Below are 17,415 nucleotides of genomic sequence, written 5' to 3'. Positions count from 1 at the left end.
TCCGCATGGAGCATCCTCTTTTTCATTCGGTTTAGTCTTCTCAAATACGAATAGACTAAAAATATCACCAGGCAAAAAATACAATAAAAATAGAGGCTAAAAATGTGGATTGACTAAAATAAGTGTAAAAAAATGATGTAGTGGGATGGTTATTGATCAATAAATACACCTTGTCTGCCGTGATGATTAGGTGAAGTTTAGTAGAGATCTAATCTAAAATCATATTCCAAAGTTAAATTAATAAACTAAACAGGCAGACGCAGTGTATTTATGATCAATAACCATCCATCATTCATACTAAACACCATATTTATGATCAATAATCATCGATCATTCATACTAAACATCATATTTATAATCAATAAAATAGTCAGCGGATTTATATTATCTTGTGTGACCGTCTTTACCTATGAGCGGGTTGTGAATGTAGATTCCATTTCTAAATGTGTAGCACCATGAAAAACTGTGTCCTTCTGTTTTGTATCATCTTTATTTGTAAACAAAGTAATGGACAAACGGTTGATAGTATCCCTGCTCAGGTAAACACGCAGGAAACCGATAATAGAATAAATTTTTCGGCAGATCTTCGCCCACTAAGAGGTGTAGCAGGAGCTCCATCTCCATTTTATTCTTACTTCTGGGAGTTCGGAGATGGTACTTTCAGCTTCGAAAAAACACCGCAACATATCTACCGGGATACAGGAAGTTATGAAGTAAGATTATATGCAACTAATAATTATGACGATGGAAAACCACCGCCTACCCGTCCCCGTCCAGTAAGGATTAAAAATAAATCGATTGCAGATATCAACGGACCATCAGGTTTTTTTAAAGGAGGAGGGGCTATCGAAATGAAAGTGAATCGCATGCCCCGCCCAGGCGAAGAAATGGTGCTACTGATAGGTTATCGCCAGTCAGCAATTACAGTAACGGGGGGCTCGCTGTTATTAATGTATAATGAGAAACAGTTCAAACAGGATAATTTCACATGGCAGGAAGTGCGTACACACCATCAGGAAAAGGATCTCCCCGCAGATTCTTTATGGGCCTATATGCAGGAACAAACGGTAGCAATGCCGCCAATGATGGCTAAGAACGGACCAGCAGAAGATGAGTACATAACAACTAATCAACAGGTAAAAGCAATGGTCATGGAGCAGATGTACCTGTTTCGTAAAAGCCATATATGGCGGATGGAAAAAGTACAACCAGGAGCCGAACAGTTCATGTTCGTATCCCTGCAAACCACACCTGAAATGGTTAAGGATACAAATGCCGTAGTAAGCATCAGTGCTTTATTCATCCCGGACGATCCTTCCGCAGAACCGGAACAATATGTACTGGAACTGCCGGTTGTAGCCTCTCACGATCCCAACCGCATGATTATGCGCAACCGCCGGATGAACTACCGTTTTACCGGAAAAAAAAGAACACTCACCTATAAAGTACAATTTCAGAATACAGGAAAAGGCCCCGCCTCAAAAGTGGATCTGGGAATTCGTATTCCGGATATGCTGGACGGCGGTTCCGTAGAACTGGCAGACATGCAGCCTAAATGTATTCCCTGTGCTACAGCCTACGAGAAACAAAGCTGTGTAGATACGGTACATTCGAAAGATAGTATCCATTTTATTTTAAGAAATATTTATCTCCCCGGTATACAGCAGGAAGGCGTACATGATGAAGACTCTACCAAAGGGTTTATCAAATATACCATCCACTTCGGAAAAAGACCCGCTAAAAAATCTTTCACCAGCAGAGCTGCTATTGTATTTGATCAGAATGAACCGGTAATCACCAACCATTCTACGGGCCGTTTTATACCAGGTATTTCTCCGGGTATAATCATGGGATATACCAGCCAGATGGGAGATAAAGGAAGCTGGAAAATGGGTAATAAGAGCTTTACATTGGGAGCCAGTTTGTCGCCTTATGCCCCGCATCATCAGTACCTGCAAATAGAGTTATATGCCAGTGCATTCAATGAATACGAATTGTATCAGGGACGTCGTGAAGGAGGTGATACTGTTATTAATAACAGGGATTACAAAGTGCGCTACCGCGATAAATATGAACGGGTGAATGTGGTAACACTGGAGGCTGTACCGGTACAACTACGCTATAATGTGAATAGCTGGCTGGGAGCCGGGGTGGGGATGATGGCGGCACTGAATATCAGCAAACAAACTAAACACGTTCTAAATACCTATGCGGAAAATGCAAACCTGGGATTGCAAACGCTGACAGGAAACCTGGATGATAATCAGTCATGGTTCACCGGCTTAAACCCCGGAGTTTTTGGCGATATCCAGCTGGGCAGGGTACGCACAGGACCAGCAGCGGGCATCCGTTATCAGTATTATCTGAATCCTGCACAGCAACGTTTATATGTGTATGCTACCTGGCGTTTGTAAAGTAAAAAAGGTTTGTATCTTCAACGATCAAACAGAAAATCTATATTACGGTATTGTGCTGCTTCCTGGCAGTAAACTCCTTTGCCCTGCCTGATTCGCTGCAAAGACGATTACTGCAGATGCAAAGGGCAGATGATCTGTCCGGCTGGTTATACGCCCGCATGGAATATGTTGCAGCCGATCCTGTGGCACGTATCGCCGTATTAATGGATTGTAAAAAAGACGCATGGCGTGTTATCCGTACCGATGAAGATTACCTTGCCTGGCTGGATCTCCTGGTGAACCAGGGATACTATCAGCTATACCTTGGCAATATCTTACAGTCCATCCAGTGTTACGAACAGGCTTATTCTTTTTATAAACAGGTATTACCCGATCCCTACGATGTAGAAGATCATATCCTCAAACCTCTCGGGAATAACTATACCCGCCTGGGCGATTATGAAAGTGCTCTCTATATCCAGGAACAAATGCTCTCTCTGGCACTCCATAAAAAAGATAATTCTTTAATCGCCGCGGCATATGCAAATATGGCGGTATTAAGACGCTCACAGGGAGAATGGATCAATGCAACTGCACTTGCAAAACTGGGTTTACAATATGCAGGTGATAAAGCACCCGTAAGAGGACTTCTCCTGAATACACTGGCCGATCTGGCTACGGCAAGGGGCAGTTATGATAGCGCCCGCCAATTAAATATTGCCGCTATAAAACTATTAAGGAGTACTAACCCTGATGTTGCCTACTGGCTGGAAAGTGCTTACGTGCAGGCAGGCCAGTTGGCAGCTGCTACAGATAATAACAGGGCTGCTATACAGCAATATCAGCTGGCGTTACAGGTTATAGAACATCATTTCAAAGGAGGACGGCAACGGGAAACCGCAAACGTTTATGTGCTGATGGGGCGTGCACTATTGGAACAGAATAAACCGGAACTGGCGGAACAACAATACCTCCAGGCACTGAAAATTCTTTTGCCTCGTTATCGTAACACCACCCAACTACCTCTTGAACACTGGCTCTACGGCGAATATATTTTGCAGGATGCCCTGGAGGGACTGGCAAGAACTTATCATCTGCTTGGCAACTCTCAACGGGCATTGTCAGTAATAGATCTTTGCTTTGCTGCTGCAGCAAAACTACGGAATGAATTTGCTGGTATGGACTCCCGCCGCTTACAACAACAGGAGAACCGCCGCCGCGTGGAACTGGCAATGAGAATTGCATACAGCCTTTATAAAACCAGCGGACAAATACTGTATGCTAACCGTATGCTGCAATATGCAGAACAGGGGAAAGCTCAATGGTTGCTGGAAGAAATCAGGCGTAATGTCGGTTATGCGGCCATGCACGACAAAGATTCTTTGTTCCATAGGATGCAGCAACTGGAACAGGCAATCGCCTACTCTAAAAGGGAAGCGCTTAACAATGCAGATATCATCTCTTCCATGGAATATGAAATGAGTGGTCTGCAACGGAAATTACAACAACGTTATCCCGCACTCTTACAAAGTAACCGGGTCACTAGTACACAACTAAACGACCTGCCGGAAAATACAGAAGTGATAACCTGCTTCGCAGGAGAAAAACAATGGTTCCTGCTGGAAGCCGACAGGCAAGGAGTGAAGGTGATCCGGATCATAGACAGCATCACTGATTTGCAAGCGCAATGCAGGTATTTTGTACAGCACTATTTCAAAGAAGGACCGGGTGCTATGATCAATGATCCCCATACTTATTATAAAGATGCTTATAAATTATACACCACATTATTAAAGAATAAACAATGGCAACCAACCCGTCAATACCTGTTTTTAACAGATGATGTATTAGGTTACGTGCCATTCGATGCATTGGTAACAGATTCATTGTATCGCGCGGATATTGGAGCATGGCCTTTTCTCGTAAAGCAGGCATCCATCAGTTATGCTTATTCGCTATTAAGCTGGCAGCAGCTCAGAAAAAGAAAAGACACCGGTACTAAAAGCTTCACCGGTTTTTTTATTACCCACGATAGTAGCAGCAGGGCCATCCCGGCAGTAGTGGAAGAACAACGCCAGCTGAAAGAAATTATAAGCGGCAAATATAAGGAAAACAAGGCCGCTACTTTACAGTCGCTGGAACAGGCATTACAACAAACAGGGGTCCTGCATATCAGTACCCACGCAGGTTTATACGGAGTGCATCATGAGCCCGTACTGGAACTGACTGATGGTAATTTTGCATTGTCTTCCCTCACAGCACGGTTACACGCACCTCAACTGGTAGTATTAAGTGCATGCAGAACAGCTGATGGCTGGCTCATGCAGGGAGAGGGGGTACAAAGTTTGTCCTGGGGATTTGCAGCTGCAGGAATCCCCGGTGTGGTGGCGGGTTTATGGAATGTGAATGATGCAGGGGCTGCTACTTTTATGCCTCATTTTTATGCAAACCTCCGCGAAGGACAGGAGGTAGGTATGGCATTGCATACCGCTAAAATACAGTGGTTACAGCAGCAGACCAGTCCTGTATTACAGCTGCCTTATTACTGGTCCGGATGGGTGTATATGGGTATTCCGCAAACGATCTCACTGACTGCTCCTACACCTGTTTACTGGTGGATTGCCGGGGGAGCAGTTGTGTTGTTACTGATATTTTTCCTATTTTACTCCTATAAAAAATAACCCATGTCAAAACAATCCAGACGCCAGTTCATTGCGGCCGCAGGGAAAACGGCTGCTGTTACCGGCATTGCCACACTCACAGGGGCTACAGCAATGGCAGCGAAGCCGGTACCTAAAGTATTTGTGCATCATGTTTATTTCTGGCTCAATAACCCTGACAGCCAGGAAGATAAAGCAAAACTGATTGCCGGTTTGCAAAAGCTGGCTGTGACCGCTAAAACTATCCAGCAGCATCATATCGGTTTACCTTCTACCACCAACCGTGATGTAATTGATCGTTCTTACGCGGTATCATGGTTGCTGTTCTTCAAAAATAAAGCAGAGCAGGATATTTATCAGACAGATCCTGCCCATCTTAATTTTATCAAAGAATGTTCTTCTGTATGGAAGAAGGTGATTGTATATGATTCTGAAGATCTATAAAACACAAATGCGAATGATCAGCTGATCATTCGCATTTAATCTCTTCACTTTTCAGTTATAATTGTTGCTTGCCATCCGTAATATAAAGCCATTCTGCACAATCATCCAGATTCGTATTAGACTCCGTCAGGAGCTATTAGTTTAAAATTATTGCATTCCGTCCATCATATTTGCACCATTCGCTCCCTGACTCTTACGCTTGAACAGAGAAACATCCACTTTCCCGAAACGATAAGCAAAATTCAACTTTATCATTTGAGGATCGCGCAGACGGTTATAATTCTGTACAAAGTAAATACTGGAAGAATACTGATCAGTTTTGCGGCTTCTGAAAATATCACTTACACTCAATGTTACGCTCGCAGCTTTGCTCTTCAGGAAACTCTTTTTGATAGCGATATCTATTCCGTAAAAAGGACGGATATAACCCTGTGAAGAGCTCTGCGCCACCATATCCGGAGGCCCGCCACCGAATTGTTTCTGGTTATTAACCGGTAAATTCGTTTTAGACTGATAAGTAGCGGTCAATTGAATATCAAATGAAGCCGGTAGCTTGAAATTACTATTGAACTTACCATATAAACTCCATAAAGCATCCTGTTCAACAGCTGCTGAGTCGCCGGTATTGATCTTCGAATTATAGATGTTAAGGTTGGTAGAAATATCCCACCATTTGGTAAGGTAATTCTGTACTGTAATCTCTGCACCAGTAGTATGACTGCTGTTGGCATTGATGTAGGTATTGATCAGCGCTGTGCTGCCGGTAGCTTCATCTGTTTCCTGGCTGGTATAACTGGTAATCAGATGATCGGTATATTTATAATATGCAGATGCAAGCAAGGTATGATTACCCTTGAATGTTTTCATGTAAGAAAACTCGAGCGACTGTGTAAACTCCGGTACCAGGTTTGGATTACCTTTCGTAATGTTCAGTTTATCCGTAGAATCTGCAAACGGAATCAGCTGGAAGAAATTAGGACGGTTAATCCGGCGATTATAACTCAGTTGCAGTTCCTGGCTGTTCTTCAATTTTTGACTGAGGAATACAGTTGGGAACAGGCTCACCGGGTAACTATTACTGAACTTCTCATTGGTCTGCGTTAGTTTACCGTCGTAATTAGAACTTTCAGCCCTCAATCCCAGTTTGTAGCTGAAATTATTAATGCTGCTGCTGAAAGTGGCATAGCCCGCATATACGTTTTCGTTGTTCTCATAATTACTGCTCACATTGGGAATCAGATTATATACCTCTTTAGAATTATCATAGAGATAATTGTAGTTATTATTTTCTGTATGCCTGATCCCGGCTCTTAATCCCGCCTCTAATTTGGTAGTTGCATTGAAAGGTTTCACATAATCCGTCTGGATGGTAATGTTCCGCATCTTACCGTTACCTTCAATCTTCTGCAATTCATTGCCGGTTAAGGTGCCTCCTCTGGAAGTATAATAGTTTGTATTATAAGTAGAGTTGTTATCAAAAGCTCCTCCAAAATAGTTTGCATCAACCGTCAGTTCTTCGCCTTCATGGGGAAACAGGTGTTTCATTCCCAGTACCAGACCTGTACCGTTAAAAACGCGGTTACTATTGGTAAGGCGCCGCCCGTAAGAATGTATTGACCTGCCATTGGTATATGTGGTATCAGCATCAATATCAAGTGTGCTGGTAGGTTTCATACTACCATGTACCTTCACACCGGATACCGATAATGTAGTACGGTTGTTAGCGAAATAATCCAGTCCCAGGCGGGCGAATGCAAAACCTCCTCCATTCCTGGATTCATTATCCTGCACGATATGCGTTAATGGATCTGTATTAAGGCTTGTACGGTCGGTCAACCCGGTAGTACGGCCTTTATTCTGGTTAATCATTCCGCTGGCAGTGATGTTCACTTTATCCTGGCGCAGGTTAAAATCTATCCCGCCATTTATCGCGCCGCGTTTATCAACGCCTGCACGAATATTACCATTATAACCTGTTTTGCGGTTCTTTTTAAGTACGATGTTCAGTATTCCTGCTCCACCGCCGGAAGCGTCGTATTTAGCACTGGGGGCGGTGATCACTTCCACGCTTTCTATCGCATCTGCCGGAATCTGTTCCAGGGTAAGTGTGGTAGGACGCCCATCTATGAATAACTGGGGGGCTGCATTACGCATTGTCACATTACCATCAATATCCACATTTACAGAAGGCACATTTTTCATCACATCAAGAGCGGTACCACCGGTGCTGGTAATGTTTTGTTCCACGTTGAATACCTTCTTATCCATATCCATTTTCATCAGTGGTTTGGCACCGGTTACGGTAACACCCTGTAGCTGACTGATGCTGGCGGTAAGTTTGATATTTCCCAGGTCCTTATCGAACGATGGGATAGTACCCGGTGCTGGCTTCTTGGTAAGGAAGGCGATTGTCTGGGTATATGGTTTATAACCGGTAGCGGATATTTTCAACTGTAATGGGCCGAATATCGGTAGCTCTTCCAGACTGAAGTCCCCGTTATTCTGTGTCATAACACCTTTTACGAGTACATCTTTTCTAGTTCCGGTAGCGGAATCCAGGCGGTTTTGAAAAACGATTACAGAGGTGTAAGGCATTGGTTTTCCGTCACTATCCAATATTTTCCCGTAAAGATGGCCAATGTTGGCAGGTCTGGCACCGGCTTGGCCCCCGGGCATTCCACCTCCAGGCATTCCACCTCCGGGCATTTGTGCATTCACAGTAATTGAACAGGTCAACAAGGCGAGAAGCCATATAATTTTTTGCATAAAATTCCTTTTCAGATTACACAAAACTAATTGCGTATTTCCATTATACATAATGAAATGAGGCGATTATTTAAAATAATGCGACGAAAGGCGCAGATCAAGGATGAGATTTTATTTGGTCCCGGATCCGGTAAGGGCAGCTACTGCTTCCCGGTAATTATCTCCTACTGGCAACTCCATAGTACCGATAAATACGCTACTTTTCCTGATGGCGGTAATGTGGGCAACTGCGATTATATAAGATTTATGGATCCGGATGAATTTGGCCGGTGCCAGCTGTTCTTCCACCTGTTTCAGGGGCATACGGGTCACTACGGGCTTGGCATCTCCGGTCAGATGGATGCGGATATAATCTTTCAGCGCTTCTATCCAGATGATGTCGGCAATAGTAATCTTCAGGAGGCTGTAGTCGGCATTTACAAAGAAAAACTCTGGTGTGGCAGCAGGGGTGGAGGTCGTACTGCTCTGCCGGAGCTGGTACAGCTCCCTGGCCTTATTGCACGACTTGATAAACCGAGGTAATGATACCGGCTTTAAAAGGTAATCTATTACATCCAGCTCAAAACCAGCCAATGCATATTTTTCATAGGCAGTAATGAGGATGATCATGGGCTTTTGTGCCATGCTCTGTATAAACTGTAACCCCGTTAATCCCGGCATCTGGATATCAAGGAAAATAAGGTCGACTGATGTTTCCTGTAATACTTTTATAGCCTCAAAGGCATCTGTACACTTGGCTACCAGTTCCAGGTAAGGTACCTGGCGGATATTATCTTCCAGCAGATCAAGTGCCAGTGGTTCATCGTCAACGGCTATACAACGTAGGCTCATAAAATAACAGATTAATGCAAATGTAACTGTAAAGACACCACGAACCAGCCTTCTTTTTTACTGATCAGCAGCTGATAGTTGTCCTTGTACAACAGGTTTAACCGGCGTTTTACGTTTGTTAACCCAATACCGGAAGTTTTATCTTTCACTTCTTCATATTCAGCATTGTATTTGTTCATTACGGAAAACTGTAATAATCCCTGTTTTGCCCGGAGTTCTATATCTATACGGGCATCCTGTATCAACCCCGTACCATGTTTAAAGGCATTTTCCACAAAAGGAATCAGCAGCATGGGCTCTATATCATACGCGCTTTCCGGTAGTTGCATAGATACATTTACCTGTACTTTGGTGCCAAAACGCTGCTGTTGGAGATCGATATAACTTTGCAGGTAATCAATTTCCTTATCCAGCGGTACCTTATCTTCATCCGTTTCATACAGCATATACCGCATGAGTGAGGATAGGTTAATAAGGGAAGGCTCCAGCTGGTCGGACTGCTTCCTGGCAAGAGCCACCATATTATTCAATACATTGAACATAAAATGAGGGCTTACCTGCGATCTTAACAACGAAAGTTCTGTTTTAAGATTCTCATTTTCCCGCTCACTCGCAAGTTTATCACTATTCATTTTATCGCGGATCATCCTCCAGGCAGTACTACATGCAAGCATGAATGTCAGCGGGAAGAAGCTGAACATGATGGTGGGCTTCAGCTCAAAATCCTTAAAGGGCATAAAAAATTCGGTAAATACCCATCTTGAAGCAACCAGCGCTGCAAAAAGCACTAATATCACTGTGGTAAATTCCAGATATTTTTTCCGGTAGATAAGTTTGGGTATTAGTACTCCAGCATTCAGATAAAAAAAGATGGTCAGAAATATGGCATTCATGATAAAGTGAATGTGCATTACTTTTTCATCTTCATCTGTTTGAGGACCCCGGTGTTCGGAGGGACGTAACAGATATGGAAGGCTGAATAAGGTAATCCAGATAACAGTATGCAGGAAAACCTGGGCCCATTTCCTGGAATACCATGCAGGTTTTATATCATTTTGCGAAATATTCATTCCTTTATCAAACAATTTAACCGGTCAAAAGAACTAAAAAATTCCATATGTGAAGAAAACATTGAGATGAAATTCAGTTTTTTGGCGGCAAACTTGAAGTTTTCTTTTAAATTGCTGGTTATAACCGTGCTCTACGCAGAACCAAAGAAAGATGAATAAAATTAAAAATGTATGCGTTGTGGATGATGATGATTTGTTCCAGTTTGTAATGCGCCAGCATTTAGAACGGTTGCAAATGGTGGAGAATGTTCTCAAATTCAGTGATGGAGAACAGGCATTAACTTACATTATATCAAATTTAGAGCATCCCGATCTCTTGCCTGAGCTCATCTTGCTGGATGTAAACATGCCATATATGGATGGATGGCAGTTTATGCGTGAGTTTGTAAAACTGGAATTCCCTCCTGGTAAAATGGCTAAAATATATATCCTTTCCAGTTCTACACATGATAGCGATTTACTGAAAGCAAAGGAATTTCCTGTCCTTGCCGGTTATCTCGTAAAACCTATTGGCAAACCAATGATCCAGCAGATTCTTTCCGATCTGCTACCTGCTCACTCAGAAGGCTCCTGACGGAGTTATTTCCCCACAATATTATCCTACGTTTTCCTGCTCAGTATAGAATTTAATTCCCGTCCCAAATCCAGGGTCTGGCATGTGGATTGTTCATTCATAAGTAATTAAAACATAATCACATGAAAACATTGGGCTTGGTTCTGCTTATTGCCGGTATCGCTATGATCATTATCAGGGGGTTCTCTGTACAAACAGAAAAAAAAGTAGTTGACCTCGGTCCTGTGGAAGTCACTAAAAAAGAAAATAAATGGGTTGGCTGGCCTACATACACTGGTGGCGTGGTCGTGATTGTAGGACTGGCGCTGATCCTGATAAGCAACAAAAAAAACAAATAGCAGCATCCGAATAGCTATTTTTGCAGGCAAAAAGTTTGTATGCCTGAATTATCTAATGATCATCTGAGAATAGTTATTTCTGAAAAGGGAGCAGAACTGCAGCAAATTATCCGTAAAGACTTCCAGCTGGAATATCTTTGGAATGCAGATCCGGCCTTCTGGGCAAAAAAGAGCCCCGTACTATTCCCGATTGTGGGAACCCTGAAAAATAATACTTACTCATATAAAGGAAAAAACTACACACTTGGCAGGCATGGCTTTGCGAGAGATCATGTATTTATAGTAAGCGAACAAACAGATACCCGCATTGTTTTCAGTCTTACAGATACTGAACATACCCTGCCCGTATACCCTTTTAACTTCCGCTTTAATGTGATCTATACTTTACTGGGCGACCAGCTGACCGTAACATATCTCGTAGAGAACACAGGTGCTGATACAATGTATTTTTCCGTGGGGGCACATCCGGCATTCAAAGTGCCGCTTATAGAAGGGCTGAAATATGAAGATTATTACCTTTCCTTCAACGCAAAGGAAAATGCCAACCTTTGGCCTTTATCTGCAGAGGGGCTGATTGAGATCACTTCGGTACCTTACCTGGAGCAGGCAGACAAACTTCCTTTACAGCATTCATTATTCTACCAGGATGCACTGGTATTTAAACATATGGATTCTACTGCTATCACCTTGAAAAGTGATTATGCACCTCATGGTATTGAAATGCAATTTGAAGGATTTCCTTTTATGGGAATATGGGCTGCAAAAGATGCTGACTTCGTTTGTATAGAACCCTGGTGTGGTATTGCTGATAGCGTGAATGCAAGTGGAGAACTGTTCGAAAAGGAAGGAATTAATAAACTCCTGGCAGGACAACAGTTTGAAAGGCATTGGTCGGCCCGGTTTTTCTGATATACTAACCAACTTCCCTGCTTACAACGCGTTTTTTAGTGAGCACCAGCCATGAAAATTTGAATACCTTTGTCCGGAAGCTAAATCCATAGAAAATGAATTTTAAACTGGAACAAATCCCGGAACGTACACAAAGTCCCCGTTCTAACGGTATTACAATGGTTACTGATAAAGGATTGAGCCTGCAGGATACAAGAGATTTCCTGTCTGGTGCCGCTCCTTATGTAGATATGGTGAAGCTGGCCTTCGGTACTGCATATGTAACACCTAACCTGGACGAAAAGATTAAAATATATCAGTCGCATAATATTCCTGTTTACTTCGGAGGCCTGCTGCTGGAAGCATTCATCATCCGTAACCAGTTCGACGACTACCTGCGGATTATCAAGGATTACGGTATTAACTATGTAGAAGTCTCCGATGGCTCCCTTTCTATTCCTCATGCAGAGAAATGCGGATACATAGAAAAACTGGCAAAATTAGGTACTGTATTAAGCGAGATCGGTTCCAAGGATAAGGACCGTGAACACATTACGCCTCCTTACAAGTGGATAGAGCTGATGAAATCTGAAATGGAAGCCGGATCACAATACATCATCGCTGAAGCCCGGGAAACGGGTAATGTAGGTCTTTACCGTGATTCAGGTGAGGTGCGTGAAGGACTGGTACAGGAAATCCTTACACAGATTCCTGTAGAAAAGATTATCTGGGAAGCTCCCCGTAAAGATCAGCAATTGTATTTCCTTCAACTGGTAGGCTGTAACGTGAACCTGGGAAACATAGCTTCTAATGAAGTGATCTCCCTGGAAGCAATGCGTATAGGTCTTAGAGGAGATAGCTTCAGCTTTTACCTGAACGATTAAGATCTGAGATAAAGTAGAGATAAAGTCATCCTTCGTTCATCCTTCGTCTTTTAACGAAGGATGAACGAAGGATGACTTTTTTCAGACTGGATCTTAATTCAATAGATATTAAAAATATAATAGAAAAGGCTCCAAACCGGAGCCTTTTCTATTATATCATACAGTCCGGGATGGAAGATTATCCTCTCAAAATCCCTTCTATTTCCTTCAATTCTTCCGCCGAATAATTTACATTCTCCAGCGCTCCAAGGTTATTATCCAGCTGCGCAACAGAACTGGCGCCAATCAGTACTGTAGTAATCCTTTTATCCTTCAGTAACCACGAAAGTGCCATTTGTGCGAGTGACTGCCCCCTGCGTTGCGCAATAGCATTCAAACGGGTAATCTTATCCAGCTTTTCATCAGTTACATGGTCGGCTTTCAGGAAACCACTTGGCTTACTGGCACGTGACCCTTCCGGAATACCCTTCAGGTAACGGTCTGTTAACAGCCCTTGTGCAAGCGGGGAAAAAGGAATACATCCCACACCGTTTGCCTCCAGCACATCCAGTAACCCGTTTTCCACCCATCTTTCGAACATGGAATACTTAGGCTGATGAATCAGGCAGGGGGTACCCAGTGATTTAAGTACAGCCAGTGCAGCTGTTGTCTGTTCTGCTGTATAATTGGATAATCCTACATATAAAGCCTTGCCAGATCTTACAATACTGTCCAGTGCTCCCATTGTCTCTTCAATAGGGGTATCAGGATCAGGGCGGTGAGAATAGAAAATATCTACATAATCCAGTTGCAACCGGCGCAGGCTCTGATCAAGGCTGGAAATCAGGTTTTTTCTGGAACCCCATTCCCCATAAGGACCAGGCCACATTAAATAACCTGCTTTTGAAGAAATGATCAGTTCATCCCGAAGGGTACCCGTATTAAAATCTTTTTTCAATATAGTACCGAAATTCTCTTCTGCAGATCCGGGAACTGGTCCGTAATTATTGGCCAGGTCAAAATGGGTGATCCCTTTATCAAATGCACGGCGTACTATTTGTCTGCCATTCTCAAAAGTGTCTATAGAACCGAAGTTATGCCACAGTCCTAATGAAATGGCTGGAAGCCGTATCCCGCTTTTTCCGCAACGGTTATATTGCATATAGTCATACCTGTCGGTAGCTGGTACATAAGCACTCATAATAGCTATTATTTAGGATGTCCAAGATAGTTGTTATTTGTAAACAAATAGTTAAAATCTGCAAATGGATAAGAGGATGAACGCAGTAGATTTATAATATTACAAGCTACCTATTTGTGTACATGCCGGCTGTCGCATGTAGCTGCTTTCCAAGGAGATTATCAACCAATTATTGTAAGAATTATCAGCGCCCGTAATTATCCGTTACATTCTAATTAATTGCAACAATGAGCTATCAGTTTACTTATCTGAAGGTGCCTCTTATTGGCATATGTCTATTGCTGCTCCTACCGCATGTACTGTTTGGTCAGGTGAAAATATCCGGAACGGTAACAGACAAAAAATCAGCAACCCCCATACCCGGTGTAGTAGTCCGGGAAAAAGGCACTAAACAGGGAACTACTACCAACGATAAAGGACAATATACCCTTGAATTGAAATCCGCCAACCCGGTTGTCATTATCAGTTTTGTAGGTTATCAAACACAGGAATTAAAAGCAAAATCATCGCTGGACATCCAGCTGGTAGAAGATGTGAAAGGACTGAATGATGTGGTGGTAATCGGCTACCAGGATATTCAGCGCAGAAAAACAACCGGTGCTGTATCCTCCGTAAAAGGAAAGGATATTGAGAACATCCCCTATGCTACTTTCGACCAGATGTTGCAGGGGCGTGTAGCCGGCCTCTCTGTGTTAAGCGTTTCCGGAGAGCCGGGTAGTAATGGAATCGTAAATGTTCGTGGTAGCAACAGCGTTACCTTAGGTGGTGTGAGTAATCCGCTTTATGTGATAGATGGAATTATCTATAACGTAAATGATATGCTGCCGGCCAATAATGGCTCCTATAACAATAACCCGCTGACGGCTATGAATCCTAACGACATCGAATCTATCGATGTATTAAAGGATGCATCGGCTGCTGCTATCTATGGCGCAAGGGCGGCCAACGGCGTAATCCTGGTAAAGACAAAACGGCCTAAAACAGGGACACCACAATATACGCTATCCTATTATACCGGTATTGCCCAGAAACCGGCCATGAAACCTATGCTGGTGGGTACGGCAGAAAGAAGACTGAAGATGGAAATGCTGTATAAAAGCGGCTACAGCAACTTTCAGAACCTGAGCGTATTCCTGACAGACAGTCTGAACCCTGCTTTTAATAATAATACAGACTGGCAGGGTATCTTCCTACAAAATGCTTCTATAAATAATATAGACGCAAGCGTGAGTGCGGCAACAACCGGATATAGCTACCGCTTGTCTGTAAATGGATATAAGGAAGAAGGGGTGATGAGGGGTTACTACATGAAACGTTTATCTCCACATCTGTTCCTCTCCCTGAACCCAGGTAAAAAAATAAATATCGCGATAGATATCCTGCCTTCTTTTGTACAGGTGAAACATGGAACTGGCGATGGCAGCCGTTATCCCTTCAGTACCTGGAGCTTCCCTTCCTCTTTCTGGGATGTAACTCCTCAGCAAGTGGCTGCTTACCAGGGTTCATACGGGAATGCACTGGATAAGGATAATTACTTATACCTTACCAGTAATGTGAAGCTTACAGATACACTGGCAAAAAACCTTGTGTTTTCCAGCTCATTCTCCCACAATTATAATAATAACCGGCGCGACTATTACAAGGATAAATCTATTAATCCAAACAACCGGAATGATGCCTATAACTTTAATAATCTGACGGCCCGCTGGGAAATAGAGAATTATCTCAACTGGTCAAAGATCATGGGGAAACATAGTGTGAGCGCAGTATTAGGACAAGGGGCAGAGAACCAGCAGAATAAATATACCTATGCAGAAGGAAATAATCTGACCGTTGGTGGTCTGCAAACTATCGATGGAATCTCCCGCGGTAATAACCTGTATGCTCAGTCACATTTAGAAGAAAGAGCCCGGTTGTCATGGTTTGGGCGACTGAGCTACGAATTCAAAGACCGCTACCTGTTTTCCGGTAGCTACCGGCGGGATGCTTCTTCCAAATACAGTACAAACAACCGTTGGGGCAATTTCTATTCCGCATCGGCAGGATGGATTGTTTCTGAAGAACCCTTCTTTAAACCGGCTAAAAAAGTGGTAAGCTTTCTGAAATTCAGAGGCAGCTATGGTGTTACCGGTAATGATCCTTCTAATTATTATGCTAAGTATCAGGCACTCACCACCAATGCGAATTATTACGCTTCCTCCCTGGGAAATGGTGTAGTAGGTAATATGTCTAATTATAACGGGACTACAATCGTATATCCTGATTATAATGCTCCTGCAGCAAACAAAAATCTTACCTGGGAAAGTTATCCGCAAACGAATATCGGGGTGGATATGAACTTCCTGAATGACCGTATTTCATTAACGGCCGACTGGTACGCACGAGATGGTAAAAATGTATACCTGGATAATGTACTGGCCCGCGGAACAACCGGTTATTCTTTCTATTCCGGTAACCTGGTCAGCTTCCGCAATACCGGTATAGAACTGACTTTAAATACTTCTAACTTCCCCTCTTCCTGGAAGCTACAATGGAATACCAACTTCAATATCGCCTTTAACAAAAACTATATTACCCAACTCCCAAATAATAACCGGGATCTGATTGCAGGACCACCGTGGATGCAGCAAACGCTTACAGTCGGCCGTCCTATGTTCACCTACAAAGTATGGAAAGTGAATGGCGTGTATTCAAAAGATTCGGACGTACCGGCAGATCCTTTAACCGGCAAGCGGTTAACTTTCAACGGTGGCAATCCTTATGCTGCAGGCGATCCTATTCTTGTAGATCAGAACGGCGATTATAAAATAGATCTGCTGGATAAAGTGTCTTACGGCGATCCGCAGGCGCATGTTACAGGAGGGATAACGAATACCTTCACCTACAAAGGATTTTCAGTATCCGTGCTTTGTACATTTATCAGTGGACGGAAATTGTGGAATGGTTATCTGTCTGATAAACTGAATGGCTCCAGTTATAGTATCGCTTCAACCTGGGGATATAACTCCGGACCAGCATCAGATTTCAAAGGAGCTACCTTCTGGCAGCAGGAAGGAGATAATGCACAATATGGCTCACTGTTGAGCAATAACGTAGACAAATGGAATATTGCCAACTCCAACTTTGTGGAAGATGCCAGTTTCTTCAGAATGAAAAATATCATGCTGGGATACAGTTTCTCCCCGGGATTGGTTAAACGGCTGAAGATAGGCGGCCTGCGCCTGTTTGGGATGCTGGACAATGTTTTTGTATTATCTAATGCTTCCGTACCGGACCCGGAACTGATAGATGCTACCGGCTATTCCAGCGGGAACGATTATCCGCTTCCTAAAAAATATACACTGGGCTTACAGGTACAGTTATGATCACTACGAAAAAATATTG

12 protein-coding genes are annotated in these 17,415 nt (G+C 43.1%); 8 read left to right on the top strand and 4 right to left on the bottom strand.

The window, feature by feature from the left end:
• Window positions 1-455: 455 nt before the first annotated feature.
• The 3 genes from BM176_RS10745 (at window position 456) to BM176_RS10735 (ending at window position 5,500) form a co-directional block, all read left to right on the top strand.
• Window positions 456-2,414 carry a PKD domain-containing protein gene (locus tag BM176_RS10745; RefSeq protein ID WP_218162179.1) on the top strand — a complete coding sequence of 653 codons (1,959 nt, stop codon included), beginning with the start codon at window positions 456-458 and terminating at the stop codon, window positions 2,412-2,414.
• 119 nt (window positions 2,415-2,533) lie between these two features.
• Window positions 2,534-5,077 carry a CHAT domain-containing protein gene (locus BM176_RS10740; RefSeq protein WP_090102668.1) on the top strand — a complete coding sequence of 848 codons (2,544 nt, stop codon included), beginning with the start codon at window positions 2,534-2,536 and terminating at the stop codon, window positions 5,075-5,077.
• Window positions 5,078-5,080: 3 nt separating this feature from the next.
• Entirely contained in the window at window positions 5,081-5,500 is a 420-nt protein-coding gene (locus BM176_RS10735) for a Dabb family protein (protein WP_090102667.1), read from the top strand.
• A gap of 147 nt (window positions 5,501-5,647) precedes the next feature.
• On the opposite strand, the gene BM176_RS10730 is transcribed toward BM176_RS10735, so the two are convergent.
• The 3 genes from BM176_RS10730 to BM176_RS10720 form a co-directional block, all read right to left on the bottom strand.
• A complete protein-coding gene (locus BM176_RS10730; protein ID WP_090103359.1) occupies window positions 5,648-8,266 on the bottom strand; it encodes a TonB-dependent receptor in 2,619 nt (872 codons plus the stop codon).
• A 111-nt stretch (window positions 8,267-8,377) separates the two neighbouring features.
• On the bottom strand, window positions 8,378-9,097 hold the full coding sequence (locus BM176_RS10725) for a LytR/AlgR family response regulator transcription factor (protein ID WP_090102665.1): 720 nt from the start codon (window positions 9,095-9,097) through the stop codon (window positions 8,378-8,380).
• An 11-nt stretch (window positions 9,098-9,108) separates the two neighbouring features.
• On the bottom strand, window positions 9,109-10,167 hold the full coding sequence (locus BM176_RS10720; protein ID WP_090102663.1) for a sensor histidine kinase: 1,059 nt from the start codon (window positions 10,165-10,167) through the stop codon (window positions 9,109-9,111).
• A 151-nt stretch (window positions 10,168-10,318) separates the two neighbouring features.
• On the opposite strand from BM176_RS10720, the gene BM176_RS10715 reads away from it, so the two are divergent.
• The 4 genes from BM176_RS10715 to BM176_RS10700 all read left to right on the top strand — a co-directional run bounded on the left by BM176_RS10715 (window position 10,319) and on the right by BM176_RS10700 (window position 12,851).
• Entirely contained in the window at window positions 10,319-10,741 is a 423-nt protein-coding gene (locus BM176_RS10715; protein ID WP_090102661.1) for a response regulator, read from the top strand.
• 122 nt (window positions 10,742-10,863) lie between these two features.
• Window positions 10,864-11,079, top strand: a complete 216-nt coding sequence (locus BM176_RS10710; RefSeq protein WP_090102659.1) for a hypothetical protein — start codon at window positions 10,864-10,866, stop codon at window positions 11,077-11,079.
• A gap of 39 nt (window positions 11,080-11,118) precedes the next feature.
• Window positions 11,119-11,988, top strand: coding sequence for an aldose 1-epimerase family protein (locus BM176_RS10705; protein ID WP_090102657.1), 870 nt, complete (start codon window positions 11,119-11,121; stop codon window positions 11,986-11,988).
• Window positions 11,989-12,083: 95 nt separating this feature from the next.
• Entirely contained in the window at window positions 12,084-12,851 is a 768-nt protein-coding gene (locus tag BM176_RS10700) for a phosphosulfolactate synthase (RefSeq protein ID WP_090102655.1), read from the top strand.
• 178 nt (window positions 12,852-13,029) lie between these two features.
• Here BM176_RS10700 and mgrA read toward each other — a convergent pair whose 3' ends face one another.
• On the bottom strand, window positions 13,030-14,031 hold the full coding sequence (mgrA, locus tag BM176_RS10695) for an L-glyceraldehyde 3-phosphate reductase (RefSeq protein WP_090102653.1): 1,002 nt from the start codon (window positions 14,029-14,031) through the stop codon (window positions 13,030-13,032).
• 227 nt (window positions 14,032-14,258) lie between these two features.
• Between mgrA and BM176_RS10690 the strand changes: the two genes are divergently transcribed.
• Window positions 14,259-17,396 carry a SusC/RagA family TonB-linked outer membrane protein gene (locus BM176_RS10690; RefSeq protein ID WP_090102652.1) on the top strand — a complete coding sequence of 1,046 codons (3,138 nt, stop codon included), beginning with the start codon at window positions 14,259-14,261 and terminating at the stop codon, window positions 17,394-17,396.
• The last annotated feature ends 19 nt before the right edge of the window (window positions 17,397-17,415 follow it).

The organism is Chitinophaga sp. CF118 (assembly GCF_900112615.1).
Lineage (GTDB): Bacteria > Bacteroidota > Bacteroidia > Chitinophagales > Chitinophagaceae > Chitinophaga.
Note: the sequence above shows the minus strand (reverse complement) of the source record. Positions and strands in the feature narration are given on the sequence as shown.